Origin of the sequence: Rubritepida flocculans DSM 14296 (assembly GCF_000425365.1) — a bacterium.
Taxonomy (GTDB): domain Bacteria; phylum Pseudomonadota; class Alphaproteobacteria; order Acetobacterales; family Acetobacteraceae; genus Roseococcus; species Roseococcus flocculans.
Map to the genome: position 1 here is coordinate 1 of NZ_AUDH01000044.1, position 13,027 is coordinate 13,027.

A 13,027-nucleotide genomic window follows, 5' to 3' on the forward strand; every position below is an offset into this window, starting at 1 on the left:
AACTCGAACTGCACCTGATCCTCGACAACTACGCCGCCCACAAGACCGAGGCGGTGAAGCGATGGCTGGCCCGGCACCCGCGCTTCCACGTCCACTTCACGCCGACATCTGCCTCCTGGATCAACGCCGTTGAGGGCCTGTTCGCCACCCTGACCAAGCGGCGCCTCAAGCGCGGCGTCTTCCGCTCCGTCATTGAGCTGAACCAAGCCATCCGCGACTACCTCGACGCCCACAACGCCGACCCGAAGCCCTTCCGCTGGACCGCGCCCGCCGACACCATCATCGGCAAGCACCAGCGCGGGAAACGTCTGCTGGAATCGCTCCACTAGGCTGTCATAATATATATGATGGCTTGTTTTGTGAAACAACCTTCAGAAGGCCCTTCCCGGACACCCCACGAAAAGGGCCGGCGTCACCGTAACCGCATCGAACGTTGTCCGGGTTTTCTGGGATGTTTGGTGCCGGGCTTGATAGCGCGCTCTTCTCCCCGGCTTGGAGAGATGGAATATGGGCCAGATTCTTCATGGCTGTGCCTGCACGATGAAGGAGGTCCAGTGGCTGCGGCCGAGTCCTTGCAGTTCAGGGTACGCTTCCGCTGTTCAACTCGTCCCATTGCGACGCCCAGGCGCTCGGAAACGGCTCCAACAGCCGCGGTAGGGTCACCCTCTCCGGCTGCCACCCGTCCAGGACCGCCTCGACGATGTCGGGTGCCAGCAGAGTCAGCCGCAAGAGCGACCCGAGGTATCCACGCTCGATTCGCTCCGCCGCGGCCATCTCGCTGATCGACGCGTAGCGCCCCTCGTCCAGCAGGCGCTGGTACCGGAACGCCCGGGCCAGCGCCTTAACCAGCGCCGGGTCAGCCCGCGTCGGGAGGGCCGTCTCGCCGCCGTCCCGCACCGGCGCCACCACCGTCTTCCGCCCCGGCCGGCGCCGGATGGTTAGTGGCACCCGGACCGTGATGCTGGTCGCCTGCATCATGCCGCCACCTTCGGCGCTCTGGGCGCAATCGCGGTGAGGTCTCGGACGAGGCCGGCCAGCCCCTCCACGCGGAGGCGGATGTCAGCACCGGCGGGCCCGACCACCACCCGCTCCACCAGAGCTCGGACGATGCGTGCCTGCTCGGCCGGGAAGAGCTCGCCCCATAGCGGGTCGAGCCGGGCTAGGGCCTCACGGACTTCACCCTCCTTCACGTCCGGCGCCTCCGCCCGCGCCGCGAGCCAGGTGCCGACCACCACCTCGGGCTGGCGCAGCAGGGCGCGGACCTGGTCCACCACCGCGGCCTCGATCTCCGCCGCCGATACGCGGCGCACGATATCGGAACCCTGGGAGTCGGCATTGCGCAGCACCGCCTGCGCGACATAGTACCGATACTGCCGCCCCTTCTTCACGCAGTAGGTCGGCGACAGCGCCCGCCCGTCCACGCCGTAGATCAGCCCCTTCAGCAGCGCCGGCGCATGCTGCCTGTTCTGCGCGGCACGGCTCCGCGGGCTGACCTGCAGGATGGAGTGCGCCCTCTCCCACAGATCCCGCGGCACGATCGCCTGGTGCTCGCCGCGGTAGATGTTGCCCTTGTGCGTGACCTCGCCGATGTAGGTCCGCAGGTTCAGCGCCTTGTAGACGTCGCCCTTGTCCAGCAGCTTGCCGGACTTGCTGGTGATGCCCTCGGCCTGCAGGCGGCGCACCGTCTCAACGCCCGAGCCCGTCTCGACGAACAGCTCGAACACCCGCCGCACCCGTGCGGCCTCGGCTTCATTCACCACCAGCTTGCGGTTGGCGACGTCGTAGCCGAGCGGCACCTTGCCGCCCATCCACATGCCCCGCGCCTTCGAGGCAGCGACCTTGTCCCGGATGCGCTCGCCGATCACCTCGCGCTCAAACTGAGCGAAGCTGAGCAGGATGTTCAGCGTCAGCCGCCCCATGCTGGTCGTCGTGTTGAACGACTGCGTCACCGAGACGAAGGTGACGCCATGCGCCTCGAAGGTCTCGACCAGCTTGGCGAAGTCCATCAGCGAGCGGGACAGGCGATCGATCTTGTACACGACGATCACGTCGACCAGGCCCTGCTCGATGTCGGCCAGCAGGCGCTGCAGCGCCGGGCGTTCCAGCGTGCCGCCGGAGAACCCGCCGTCATCGTAGCGGTCGCGCACCAGCACCCAGCCTTCGGCGCGCTGGCTGGCGACATACGCCTCGCAAGCCTCGCGCTGGGCGTCGAGGGTGTTGAACTCCTTGTCCAACCCCTCGTCCGTGGACTTGCGCGTGTAGACCGCGCAGCGCAGCTTCTTCGCGGTGGCCGGCATCGCCGCGCCGGCGGGGGCGCGCGTCTTCATGCGCCACCTCCCGGCTGGCGCAGCCCGAAGAACACCCAGCCGTTCCAGCGCGTGCCGGTGATGTGCCGGGCGATCGCAGAGAGCGAACGATAGGGCCGGCCCTCGTACTCGAAGTCGTCGGCCCGGACGGTGACGACATGCTGCACGCCGTCGTACTCGCGGATGAGCTGCGTGCCTGGCAGCGGCCGGCTGTCGGCACGGATTCTGCGCAGCACCACGTTCCCGCCATCGAGCTGCTCACCGAGCGCCTCAAGCCGCGCCCGCGTCTCCGGCTTCAGCCCGCCATAGGCCAGTTCCTGGATGCGGTAGGCCAGCCGACTGACCAGGTAGGGCCGGTTGAAGGGCGGTGGCTCCCTGCCGAACAGCGCCCGCCACTGCTCCTTCAGCTCGGCGGCCGTGGCGGTCTGCAGCGCCGCCAGGCGCGGCAGTACCTGAGCGGGCGGGATCTTCGGGACGGTGGGCGCCGGCGGCGCTGCAGACAGCTGCCGGCGTTGGGTTGCGGATCGTCGGGTCATGCGACTCCCTCTCTCTTGGGGTTCGCATGACGGCGCTGCCCGGCGGCGGAGTGTAGGCGAATGTCTCCGGACCCGCGGGCATCTTCGGCGTCTCGGGCAAGATCCCCTGCAGCTCGGCTCCTGAGCCGCAGCAGGCCGCGCGCCAGCAGGTCGCAGACCTCGCGGAGGTGGGGTGGGAGATGCGAGTTACTGGGGAGGTAGGAGGGGGGCGCCATCCCCATGATTACCTGGGCTGCAGCCCACGTGTTCCGCCGAGGGCTGCAGATTAGATTCGACACCGGCATGCCGAATCATGTACCTGATATGGTCCACATTACAGGGACGTCACGTGCAGAAGGACTTCACCAAGTTCGCCAACCAGCGGTTCCTCAAGACCGTGGACTGGGAAGTTCTGGGCAAGCTGCTCACCCAGCATCGGGCAGGCATCAAGGGCCTCGACCTGGAAGCTCTGCTCGCCGATGAGGTGGAGGGGCGGAAGCGGATCACCGAGTACCTGCTCGGCTCGAAGGACTCCTACCCGGAGGGCCTGATCCAAGACCTGCATCGCATCGTCCGACTCGACAGCCCGACCGGGATGCGACTGCTGCAGGAGGAGGCGGAGCGTCAGGGGGTCGTGATCATCGACCCGGCGGAGTGTCCGACCGCGACGCCGCGCGACTACGCCCTCGTCGCCTTCGTCGAGTTCCCGGACGTCTTCAAGGAGGCGGAGCACACCTCCGTCTTCATCGCGCCCCCCAGCGTCACCGAGTTCGATGCGGGCGAGGATGGGCTTGCGGCCAGCGTCACCAAGGAAACGCTGGAAGCCCTTCGCGTCCGCGCCTCCGGCATCTTCGCCGCCGACCTACGCGGGAAGTTCTGCCGCGTCCGCGACTATGTCGATGATGGCGAGCTGTGCATCGCAGTCCGCCATGGGGCGCCGCCGGTTTCGACCGAGGTCATTCGCGGCGACGAGGACGAGGTCATCGGCTTCCAGGAAGTCGACACCGCGGTGATCTCCTTCGTCGAGGCGACGGGGCGCCTCACGGTTTGGGGCTGCGCGAAGAAGCGCCGTGCCGACCTGGCAGAAGCATTCGCTACCGAGATTCTCGGGCGCCCCGGCGTGTTTAAGGCAGCCAGCTCGCAGAACCTCTACACGCTGGCCCCGGCAGAGAAGTCGCATGGCACCTTCACCTTCCGTGTCGGTGACCTGGACCAGATCGAGCGGGTCGAAATCACGGAAGCGCAGGCCAACCGCGTCGCCACCAATGTCCGGACCGGCCGCGAGAAGACCCTGTTCTCGGTGCGGGTGAAAGACTCCGAGGGTAGCGCGCTGCGCCGTCTGCATGAGAGCCGGACCGACATCAGCTACGGCGACAATTTGTGGCGCCTCGACCACATCATCGCGCGCATCGTCCTGAAGACGCCGAGCGGCCGCGCGCCGACGATCAGCGTCACGATCAAGCCGCCCGGATCGGTCACCTTTCCCAGGGTCCGGCACAAGAAGCTGGTCATGGCATTGCTCAAGCTGAACGCGCTGACGAATGACCGGCGGCCTATCGTACCAGCTCTGGCGGCTGAGTGAGGCCGGCGAGCCGGTCGTCATGCTCGGCCGGCAGCATGGTGCGGAGGAGGAGGCTGCCTTCGAGCGCCTCATCCAGCTCGGTATCCTCGTGCATCGTGGGCGCGAGGCGTCCTGGGCTGTCTGCGACGACTGCGACTGCGGCGCTGATGAACGTGCAATCGTGTGGGACGGCGATATCGCCACCGCCAAATGCGCCGGCGATCGCCGAAGGGATGAGCGCCTGCGCGCGGACGAGGTGCGCGGCTTCAACGTGGTCCTGTCGGCCTTCATGGAAGGCGTGGCTGAGGCCATGGGATTGGGCCGTCCGGACCAGATCGCGCCAGGGCTGTGGAGCCTCGGCATGCTTGCGGACGGGCGGATCATCGTGGCCGCACCCACCCGCATTGGCATCCGGCAGCCAGGGCTGGTCGGCGCGATTCGCCTCGCCCACAAGGAAGGCACAGTCATCCTGGTCGGGCCAGAACTGCCCACGCTGATGCGCGGCAACCTGGCCGAACAGAACATCCATCATGTTCAGCCGATCCACGCCCTTCTGCCGCCAGTGGGTGATCTCCCCCTGGCACTGGATGTCGCCCGGCTGCCAGATGGGCGCGCCGGCCGATACAGCCTCGTGCTCACCGTCGGGACGCGCACGGTCCTCATCGGCGGGAAGGCCGCGACACTGCCGCCGCGGCCGTTCCAGCTGCTCCACATCCTCGCGCGGCAGCACCGGCGCGGAAAGCCGATCGTCAGCCGGCACGCCCTCCTGGACGAAATCTTCACGCCGAGCACGGCCGAAGGCGCAGTCCGCGACCTGGTGTCCGAGACCCGCCGGCAGCTGAAGCGGGCCTTTGGCGATGCCGAAGAGGTTGCGCAGCTGATCACCACCCACACGACGACCGGCTACGCGATCAATCTCCCTCCGCTCACCGTGGCGGTGGTGGAGTAAGCGGCGGGCTCGGCGAGGGCCGTTCCCACACCTCTCCCACAGCCGTCCCACCCCTGTGGGAGAGCATCCCCGGCAGGTTCGGCTGGTCATTAACGACCAGCCGGAGCCGCCGATGCCCTCGCTCACCTTCGCCGAATTCGAACCCCTGCACCGTATGGCCGTGCGCATGGCGCGCGGCCTGTGCCGCCGCCTCCGGCTGCCCGCGCATGACGCCGAGGATTTCGCCCAGAACCTCCTGACCGACCTGCTCGCCCGCTTGCCAAGCTTCAACCCAGGCCAGGGCCAGCTGGGCGCATTCGCGCTCACCTGCTTCCGGCACCATGCCGCCCTGCTGGCGCATCGCACCCAGCGGTACCGGACACTTCATCACCCCACTTCCCTGGATGACCCGCTGCCGGAGGGCAGCGCCACGGTCGGCGCCTTGCTGTCGGAGGCGGACGGCTACGGCGCGTGGATGGGCCAGCAGACCGACGCCTTCGCCGACGTGAATCGGCGCATCGACCTCGAGCGGGTCGCGGACGTGCTGACCGAGGAGGATGCGCCCCTCTGCGCCGCCCTGGCGCGTGGCGACGTCGATCCTGCGCGTCACGCCGGCCTGTCACGCACCACCGCCTTCCGGCGCGTGCGCGAGATGCGGTTGCGGCTCTGCGCCGCCGGCATCGCCCCGGCGGCCTGAAACAGAACCACAGCAGCCTCGGTAATCATGATCATGGACACCAACACCCCCGACATGCGCGCGGCGGCGAGGCCTCTCACCGAAGCGTCGCTCTGCATCTGGCTGGGCACCGCGGCTCCCGGCGACCGCCTCACCTATCATCGTGGCGCTCTCGCCCGGCAGGTTTGCCCGCAGCTGCAGTGCCTGCCCGAGCAGGAGCGCACGGCGCTGCAGCGCCTGGCCGCCCGCGCCTGGAAGCTGGCCGAGCTCGGGCTCGCAGATATCGTGCAGCGCCGCCACGGCTACGAGGATTACGAGTACATCCTCGTGGCCCGCCGCCGCCCGCGCCGCCCCGCGTCGGCCATCCTGCCGATGCTGCTCGCGGAGGCGGCGTGATGGACGCGCTCCGCACCAACCGCCCAAGCCTGGAGAGCCTGCGCCACCTGCCGGTGGGCGACATCATCGCGCTGCCGGCCGAGCACCTCGCCCTCCTCCAGGCCGAAGCGCGCGAGGCGGTCGAGGCCGCCAAGCGCATGCAGGACTGGATCGAGGCCGCCATCGCGCTGCGCTACGAGCAGCGGGCCATCGCCGCGCGCGCCGCCGCCGGTAAGGACACCGGCACGGTGCGCTTCCAGGACGGCGAGGTCGAGGTCACCGCCGAGCTCCCGAAGCGCGTCGATTGGGACCAGCGCCGCCTCGCCGACCTCGCCGCGCAGATCCGCGCCGGCGGCGAGGATCCCGGCGAGTACCTCGAGGTCAGCTTCAAGGTGCCGGAGCGCGCCTACGTCGCCTGGCCGGAGCGCATCCGCCAGGCCTTCGAGCCGGCGCGCACGGTGCGCACCGGCCGGCAGAGCTTCCGGCTCGCCCTCAAGGCGGGAGGCGCCTGATGCCGCTGCGCATCGTCACCGCCGACGAACGTCTCTCCACCGCCGCCAACAAGACCACCATGGCGCTCTTCGGCCCGAGCGGGGTCGGCAAGACCAGCCTGCTCAGGACCCTGCCTGCCGAGGCCACGCTGTGCATCGACCTCGAGGCCGGCCTGAAGTCCGTCCAGGACTGGCCCGGGGACAGCATCCCCGTGCGCTGCTTCGAGGATGCGATCGACCTCGCCTGCCTGATCGGCGGCGTGAACCCGGCCGCCGATCCGAACGGGTTCTTCTCCGCCGCGCACCACCAGCATCTGGTCGCCGCGCATCCCGACCTGGTCCGGCTGCTCGCCGGCAAGAGCATCGTCTTTCTCGACAGCATCACCGACCTGACCCGGCAGGCGATGGCGTGGGCGAAGACCCGGCCGGAGGCCTTCTCCGACCGCACCGGCAAGCCCGACACGCGTGGTGCCTACGGCCTGATGGCGCGCGAGGTGATCGGGCTGCTGAAGCACCTGCAGCACGCCCCGGGCAAGAGCCTGATCATGGTCGGCATCCTGGAGCGCGTGACCGACGAGTTCGGCCGCGTCTCCTGGCAGCCGCAGATGGAGGGCGGCAAGGCCGGCCGCGAGCTCCCCGGCATCGTCGACCAGGTGGTGTCGATGGCGCTGTTCTCGCGCGATGCGCAGGGCGCGCTGGTGCACGACCCGGAGCGCGGCACCGAGCGCCGCGTGGTCTGCCGCACCGGCAACGCCTTCGGCCTGCCGGCCAAGGACCGCTCGGGCCGCCTCGACGAGACCGAGCCGCCCGACCTCGCCGCCCTTCTCCGCAAGATCAACCTCGCGCCCAGGAGCTGACGCATGACTTTCGACATGAACGACGCCGAGCTGCCGCGCGGCACCGACCTCATCCCGGACGGCAGCTTCGTGAAGCTGCGCATGGAGATCCGCAAGGGCGGCATCGACGGCGCCAGCCCCTTCGACCGGGAACTGCTCAAGGCGGCGAAGACCCCCGGCAGCGACGTGCGCATGCTCGACTGCGAGTTCACCGTGGTGGCGGGACCGCACAGCAAGCGGAAGCTCTGGCAGAGCTTCACCGTCGCCGGCGGCAAGGTCGACGAGCAGGGGGTCTCCATCGGTTGGAAGATCTCGAAGGGGATGTTCCGGGCGATGATCGACAGCGCGCTCGGTCTCGACCCGCACGACATGAGCGAGGCGGCGAAGGCCAAGCGGATCCTGCGCGGCCTCGCCGACCTCAGCGGCATCACCTTCGCCGCGAAGCTCCGCGTCGAGCCGGCCAACGATCCCCGCTATGGCGACAACAACCGGATCGAGCGGGTGGTGCTGCCGGGCGAGCCGGAATACGCGCGCATCATGGCGGGCGAGGCGCTCCCGCCGCAGCCGAGCCAGCGCGCGCCGCGTGCGCCGGCGGCCGGCAACACCCCGTCGGCCTGGGGTGGCACCGCGGCGCCGGCGTCCGCCGCGCCTGCGGCCCGGGTCTGGGAGCGCCCCGCTGCGACGCCGCGCGCCCAGCCCCCCGCTCCGCCCGCCCAGGCCCCGCTCGCCGGCGGCCCGACCTGGCTGAACGGTTGATGGCGGGATGGCACGACGCCGCTGGGGCCAGTCCCGGGCGCGGGCAGCGCCCGCCGCAGCGCCGGCATCCCTGCCGCGCTGCATGCCCGGCGATCAGGTCCGGCGCCTGGTCTGTGGGCTGTGCGGCCGCGAGGCGAAGGGCTTCGGCTATGTGCACGGGCTGCGCTTCGGCGAGTTCCCGCACCACCGCTTCTGCAGCATGGCGTGCTGCGAGGCGGGCAGCGCTCTGGCGCGGAGGTCCACCGGCGTGATCGACAAGACGCCGATGGAGACGCGCGCGATCAAGGACGCGCGCCGGCCCCTTGCCGAGGTGCTGCAGGAGCTCGGGCTGCTCGCCCCCTTCCACGACCGCAGCGCGGCGGAGATCGACCGCATCATCGAGGCCTGCGTCGACGGCTTCCAGGCCTCGATGCAGCGCCAGGCCGCCGAGCGCGATCCGCTCGACGACCCCATTCCCTTCTGAGGTGACGGTGCTGCTCGACCTGAACCACGGCTCCGGCGCGGTCTATGGGCGCCTCGACCATGGCCGCGAAGGCGCCGTCGCCGTGACGGCGCGCGTGAACGCCGCGATCGACGCCGCGCTGCTCGCGCGGCATCGCCGGCAGACGCCGCGCGACTATCTCGGTGGCAGCCGCGTCGGCGAACCCTGCGCCCGCAAGGTGGTCTACGAGATCACCCACGCGCCGAAGGACCGCGACTTCGACGCCGACATCCTGCGGGTCTTCGACGCCGGCCACCAGTTCGAGGCGCTGTCTATTCGCTGGCTCCGGCTCGCCGGCTTCGACCTGCGCGACCGTGGGTCGGATGGCGGCCAGATCGGCTTCGTCGCGGCGGGCGGAAAGCTGCGCGGCCACGCCGATGGTGTGATCGTCGGTGGTCCCGAGGTCGGCATCGGCTGGCCTGCACTGTGGGAACACAAGGCGCTCGGCCAAAAGTCCTGGAGCGACCTGGTCAAGCGCGGGCTGCGCCTCTCGAAGCCGATCTACTTCGCGCAGGTGCAGCTCTACATGGCCTACCTCCAGCTCGAGGTGGCGCTGCTCACCGCGCTGAACCGCGACACGCTCGCCCTGCACCACGAGGCCGTGCCGTTCGATGCGGCGGAGGCGCAGCGGCTGTCGGACCACGCCGTCGAGATCCTCCGCGCCGCCGATGCCGGCGAGCTGCCGCCGCGCATCGCGCAGGCCGCCGACTTCTATCTGTGCCGCCAGTGTCCCTACGCCACGCGCTGCTGGGAGACGCCTGCATGAGCGACATCACGCCCTCCGACACGCAGCACCGGGCGATCGCCGCGATCAAGCACTGGTTCCAGAGCGAAGCCGACCGCAAGCAGGTGTTCCGGCTGTTCGGCTATGCCGGCACCGGCAAGTCTACCGTGCTGCGCTTCGCGCTGGACGAGCTCGGCCTCGAGCACCACCGTGGCGGCGGGGACGGCGAGCCCTGCACGCCCGGCGTCGTCACCGCCACCTTCACCGGCAAGGCCGCGCTGGTGCTGCGACGCAAGGGCACGCCCGCGCGCACCATCCACAGCCTCATCTACTCTGTCATCGAGGCGACGGAGGAGGAGGTCGAGGCCGCCGAGAAGAAAATCGAGGAGGCGGTGGCACGGGCGCGGGGGCTGACAGGCTTTGAGCGCACCACCGCCGAGGCGACGATCGAGGCGATGCGTCAGGGCGTCGCCGACATGAAGCGCCCGCGCTTCGCGCTGAACCCCAAGAGCGACGCCGCGCACGCGAAGCTGATCGTGCTCGACGAGGTCTCCATGGTCGGCGAGGAGATGGCGCGCGATCTCCTGAGCTTCGGCAAGCCGATCCTCGTGCTCGGAGACCCCGGCCAGCTGCCGCCGATCCAGGGCGAAGGCGCGTTCACCAAGGACGCGCCCGACATCATGCTGACGGAGATCCACCGCCACGCGGCGGAGAGCGCCATCATCCGCCTCGCCACCATGGCCCGGCAGGGCGAGCCGATCGGCTTCGGGCGCTACGACGACCACGTCTGGAAGATGCGGAAGCTCGACGTCACGCCGGAGCAGGCGCTGCGCGGCGGCCAGGTGATCTGCGGCATGAACGCGACCCGGCTGCAGCTCAACAACGCCATGCGCCGCGCAGCCGGCTTCGGGGCCGGCGGATGGCTGCCCACGGGCCCGGGCGAGAAGATCATCTGCCTCAAGAACCAGAACGATCTTGGCCTCATCAACGGCATGTTCCTAACCCTCTCCGACATCGTCGACGAGGGGAGCCACTACCTCTCGGCAGTGGTGATGGACGAGGACGGCAACCGGATCGGCGCCCCCCAGGCAGATGGCAGCCGCGGGCGTCTCCGCATCTACAAGGGCCACTTCGAGGACCACGTCGCCTTCGACAAGGGTCGCCACGACCGCGACTGGAAGCTGAAGAAGGGGCTGACCGAGGCGACCTTCGGCTGGGCCATCACCGGACACAAATCGCAGGGCTCGCAATGGGAGAACGTGGTCGTCTGGGATGACGGGCTCGGGCGGACCGAGCTCGACCGGCGCCGCTGGCTCTACACCGTCATCACGCGCGCCGAGCAGGGGCTGGTGATCCTGGCATGACCACGGCCCCGATCGACCTGAACGACGCGGGCCTGGCGCCGGTCCGGCACGACCTGGCGGAGGTGCGGCGGCGGCTCGCGGACACCGCGAAGGAGTGGCTGCCGGCGCTGTTCCCGAACGCCCGGCGCGCCCCGGACGGCCGCACGCTGCGCTGCGCGGATCTCTCGGGTCGCGCGCCCCGCGGCGAGGGCTCCTGCGTGATCCACCTGGAGGGGCGCTTCGCGGGGTGGGGATTCGACCACGCCACCGGCGAGAGCGCCGGACCGATCGACATGGTCTACCACGCGACCGGCACACCCGAGCCCCGCCTGTTCGACGAGGCGGCGCGGCTGGCGCGCATGGACTGTCTTGCACCGCCTGTACGCACTGCCGAGCCGCGCGCGGACCACAGCCACGAGATCGCGCGCATCCTGGCCGGCTGCATCCCGCTCGCTGGCTCGCCCGCCGAGGCCTACCTCCGCGGACGCGGGCTTGCCCCGCCCGACAGCTCCGACCTGATGTTCCACCCCGACCTCGCCGACTTCGAGAGCCGGCGCGGCTGGCCCGGGATGGTCGCCATCGTCCGCGACGCCGCGGGGGCGCCCACGGGCGGCATCCACCGCACCTACCTGCTGGACGACGGCTCCGGGAAGGCGCCGCCCGGGAAGAAGATGCTCGGGCCTGTCGCCGGCGGCGCGGTGCGGCTCGCGCCCGCACGCGAGGACGGGCGGATCGGCGTGGCGGAGGGGATCGAGACCGCGCTCGCCGCCATGGCCCTGTTCGACGTCCCCGTTATGGCGGCGCTCTCGGCCGACGGGCTGCGGCGCTGGCAGTGGCCGGATGGCACCACCCACGTCACCATTTTCGCCGATGCCGGACACGCCGGCATGCAGGCCGCGGCGACGCTGGCGGACCGGCTGAACGTCGCGGACATCCCCTCGCGCATCGTCGCTCCGCTGCATGGCGACGATTTCAACAACGACCTGCGGCGCGGGGCGACCGCCGCCGACTACGAGCAGGCGGCTGGCACGGAGCCGAAAGCGCCTGCCACCGCGGCGGCGCCCGCGACAGTGGAAGATCTGCTCACCGCCGCCTCCGGCCTCACCCGCCCGCCTGACTCCGAGCCGCTCGCCGAGCTGCTGGGCCGGCTGGCCCTGGCGCGGCTCGACCCACTCCCGGAGCGCCAGGTCCTCGCCGCGGTGAAGATCGCCACGGGGATCGCCGTCTCCATCCTGGAGAAGCAGCTGGTCGAGCTCCGCCGACGCGTGAACGCGACCGGCGACGTCCGCCGCGCACCTGTCCGGCCCCCCTGGGCCTCGCTGCTGCGGATCGACGCCGGCGGTGCGCCGGAGCGCAACGAGGCCAACGTCATCACGGCGCTGTCGCTCGACGCCGCCTTCACCGGCGCGCTCATGTTCGACGAATTCAGCCAGGAGATCATTGTCGCCCGGGCGCTGCCCTGGGATCCGGCAGGCACGGTGCACCCCCGGCCCTGGGGCGAGGCCGACGACGTGCGCTGCGCCGAATGGCTGCAGCGGCACGAGATCAATGTCCCGCCAGTGGTGGTCGGCCGCAGCGTCGTCGCCGTGTCGCGCAACATCCGCATCCACCCGGTACGCGACTACCTCGAAGCGCTGGCCTGGGACGGCACGCCGCGCCTCGACACCTGGGCCGTCGCCTATCTCGGCGCCGAGGACACGCCGCTCCACCGGAGCATGGCCGCGCTGTGGATGGTCTCCGCCGTGGCGCGGATCATGCAGCCCGGCTGCAAGGCCGACCACATGCTGATCCTGGAAGGGCCGCAGGGCATCCGGAAGTCGACTGCTCTGAAAGTGCTGGCCTCCGAGCCCTGGTTCACCGACGAGCTCGCCGAACTCGGCTCGAAGGACGCGGCGCAGCAGATGCGCGGCATCTGGATCATCGAGATGGCGGAGCTCGACGCCATCGGCCAGGCGGACGTGTCGCGCATCAAGGCGTTCCTGAGCCGCACCACGGACCGCTACCGGCCGCCCTACGAGCGCTACGTCGTCACCGT

At 70.1% G+C, this 13,027-nt stretch carries 15 protein-coding genes; 12 read left to right on the forward strand and 3 right to left on the reverse strand.

Annotated features, from left to right (window positions below):
• On the forward strand, positions 1–329 hold a 329-nt coding region (locus H596_RS0117870; protein WP_027286035.1), incomplete at its 5' end, for an IS630 family transposase.
• A gap of 250 nt (positions 330–579) precedes the next feature.
• On the opposite strand, the gene H596_RS0117875 is transcribed toward H596_RS0117870, so the two are convergent.
• From H596_RS0117875 to H596_RS0117885, 3 genes are read right to left on the reverse strand one after another with little or no spacing between them, the layout of a single operon-like run.
• Complete coding sequence (locus H596_RS0117875; RefSeq protein WP_027286036.1) at positions 580–978, reverse strand: hypothetical protein; 399 nt, start codon at positions 976–978, stop codon at positions 580–582.
• Complete coding sequence (locus tag H596_RS0117880; RefSeq protein ID WP_037301969.1) at positions 975–2,327, reverse strand: recombinase family protein; 1,353 nt, start codon at positions 2,325–2,327, stop codon at positions 975–977. The genes H596_RS0117875 and H596_RS0117880 overlap by 4 nt, the downstream gene beginning before the upstream one ends.
• Positions 2,324–2,842 (reverse strand): DUF2924 domain-containing protein, encoded by a 519-nt coding sequence (locus H596_RS0117885; protein WP_084602985.1) that lies wholly within the window; start codon positions 2,840–2,842, stop codon positions 2,324–2,326. The genes H596_RS0117880 and H596_RS0117885 overlap by 4 nt, the downstream gene beginning before the upstream one ends.
• Before the next feature lie 328 nt (positions 2,843–3,170).
• On the opposite strand from H596_RS0117885, the gene H596_RS0117890 reads away from it, so the two are divergent.
• The 11 genes from H596_RS0117890 to H596_RS0117940 all read left to right on the forward strand — a co-directional run.
• Complete coding sequence (locus H596_RS0117890) at positions 3,171–4,403, forward strand: hypothetical protein (protein WP_027286039.1); 1,233 nt, start codon at positions 3,171–3,173, stop codon at positions 4,401–4,403.
• Positions 4,363–5,331 carry a winged helix-turn-helix domain-containing protein gene (locus H596_RS0117895; protein WP_027286040.1) on the forward strand — a complete coding sequence of 323 codons (969 nt, stop codon included), beginning with the start codon at positions 4,363–4,365 and terminating at the stop codon, positions 5,329–5,331. Before H596_RS0117890 ends, H596_RS0117895 begins: the two co-directional genes overlap by 41 nt.
• A gap of 112 nt (positions 5,332–5,443) precedes the next feature.
• Positions 5,444–6,007, forward strand: a complete 564-nt coding sequence (locus H596_RS0117900) for a sigma factor (protein ID WP_051213368.1) — start codon at positions 5,444–5,446, stop codon at positions 6,005–6,007.
• A gap of 33 nt (positions 6,008–6,040) precedes the next feature.
• Positions 6,041–6,382 carry a hypothetical protein gene (locus tag H596_RS0117905; protein WP_245584065.1) on the forward strand — a complete coding sequence of 114 codons (342 nt, stop codon included), beginning with the start codon at positions 6,041–6,043 and terminating at the stop codon, positions 6,380–6,382.
• Complete coding sequence (locus tag H596_RS0117910; RefSeq protein ID WP_027286043.1) at positions 6,382–6,873, forward strand: hypothetical protein; 492 nt, start codon at positions 6,382–6,384, stop codon at positions 6,871–6,873. The genes H596_RS0117905 and H596_RS0117910 overlap by 1 nt, the downstream gene beginning before the upstream one ends.
• The gene (locus H596_RS0117915; protein WP_027286044.1) at positions 6,873–7,709 is read left to right on the forward strand and encodes an ATP-binding protein; all 837 of its coding nucleotides are present in this window, start codon (positions 6,873–6,875) and stop codon (positions 7,707–7,709) included. Before H596_RS0117910 ends, H596_RS0117915 begins: the two co-directional genes overlap by 1 nt.
• Before the next feature lie 15 nt (positions 7,710–7,724).
• A complete protein-coding gene (locus H596_RS0117920; RefSeq protein WP_245584066.1) occupies positions 7,725–8,444 on the forward strand; it encodes a hypothetical protein in 720 nt (239 codons plus the stop codon).
• Between the two features lie 82 nt (positions 8,445–8,526).
• Entirely contained in the window at positions 8,527–8,907 is a 381-nt protein-coding gene (locus tag H596_RS22315) for a DUF6511 domain-containing protein (RefSeq protein ID WP_037301970.1), read from the forward strand.
• A 1-nt stretch (position 8,908) separates the two neighbouring features.
• The gene (locus tag H596_RS0117930) at positions 8,909–9,691 is read left to right on the forward strand and encodes a hypothetical protein (protein ID WP_027286047.1); all 783 of its coding nucleotides are present in this window, start codon (positions 8,909–8,911) and stop codon (positions 9,689–9,691) included.
• A complete protein-coding gene (locus H596_RS0117935; RefSeq protein WP_027286048.1) occupies positions 9,688–11,013 on the forward strand; it encodes an ATP-dependent DNA helicase in 1,326 nt (441 codons plus the stop codon). The genes H596_RS0117930 and H596_RS0117935 overlap by 4 nt, the downstream gene beginning before the upstream one ends.
• Positions 11,010–13,027 (forward strand): VapE domain-containing protein (locus H596_RS0117940; protein ID WP_027286049.1); only part of this gene is annotated, 2,018 nt, incomplete at its 3' end. The genes H596_RS0117935 and H596_RS0117940, both read left to right, overlap by 4 nt.

Bases quoted from the DNA above. Each gene is read 5' to 3' on its own strand.
- H596_RS0117905 (WP_245584065.1), top strand. From the start codon at position 6,041: ATGGACACCAACACCCCCGACATGCGCGCGGCGGCGAGGCCTCTCACC.
- H596_RS22315 (WP_037301970.1), top strand. From the start codon at position 8,527: ATGCCCGGCGATCAGGTCCGGCGCCTGGTCTGTGGGCTGTGCGGCCGC.
- H596_RS0117885 (WP_084602985.1), bottom strand. From the start codon at position 2,842: ATGACCCGACGATCCGCAACCCAACGCCGGCAGCTGTCTGCAGCGCCG.
- H596_RS0117920 (WP_245584066.1), top strand. From the start codon at position 7,725: ATGAACGACGCCGAGCTGCCGCGCGGCACCGACCTCATCCCGGACGGC.
- H596_RS0117880 (WP_037301969.1), bottom strand. From the start codon at position 2,327: ATGAAGACGCGCGCCCCCGCCGGCGCGGCGATGCCGGCCACCGCGAAG.
- H596_RS0117935 (WP_027286048.1), top strand. From the start codon at position 9,688: ATGAGCGACATCACGCCCTCCGACACGCAGCACCGGGCGATCGCCGCG.
- H596_RS0117915 (WP_027286044.1), top strand. From the start codon at position 6,873: ATGCCGCTGCGCATCGTCACCGCCGACGAACGTCTCTCCACCGCCGCC.
- H596_RS0117895 (WP_027286040.1), top strand. From the start codon at position 4,363: ATGACCGGCGGCCTATCGTACCAGCTCTGGCGGCTGAGTGAGGCCGGC.
- H596_RS0117900 (WP_051213368.1), top strand. From the start codon at position 5,444: ATGCCCTCGCTCACCTTCGCCGAATTCGAACCCCTGCACCGTATGGCC.
- H596_RS0117910 (WP_027286043.1), top strand. From the start codon at position 6,382: ATGGACGCGCTCCGCACCAACCGCCCAAGCCTGGAGAGCCTGCGCCAC.
- H596_RS0117875 (WP_027286036.1), bottom strand. From the start codon at position 978: ATGATGCAGGCGACCAGCATCACGGTCCGGGTGCCACTAACCATCCGG.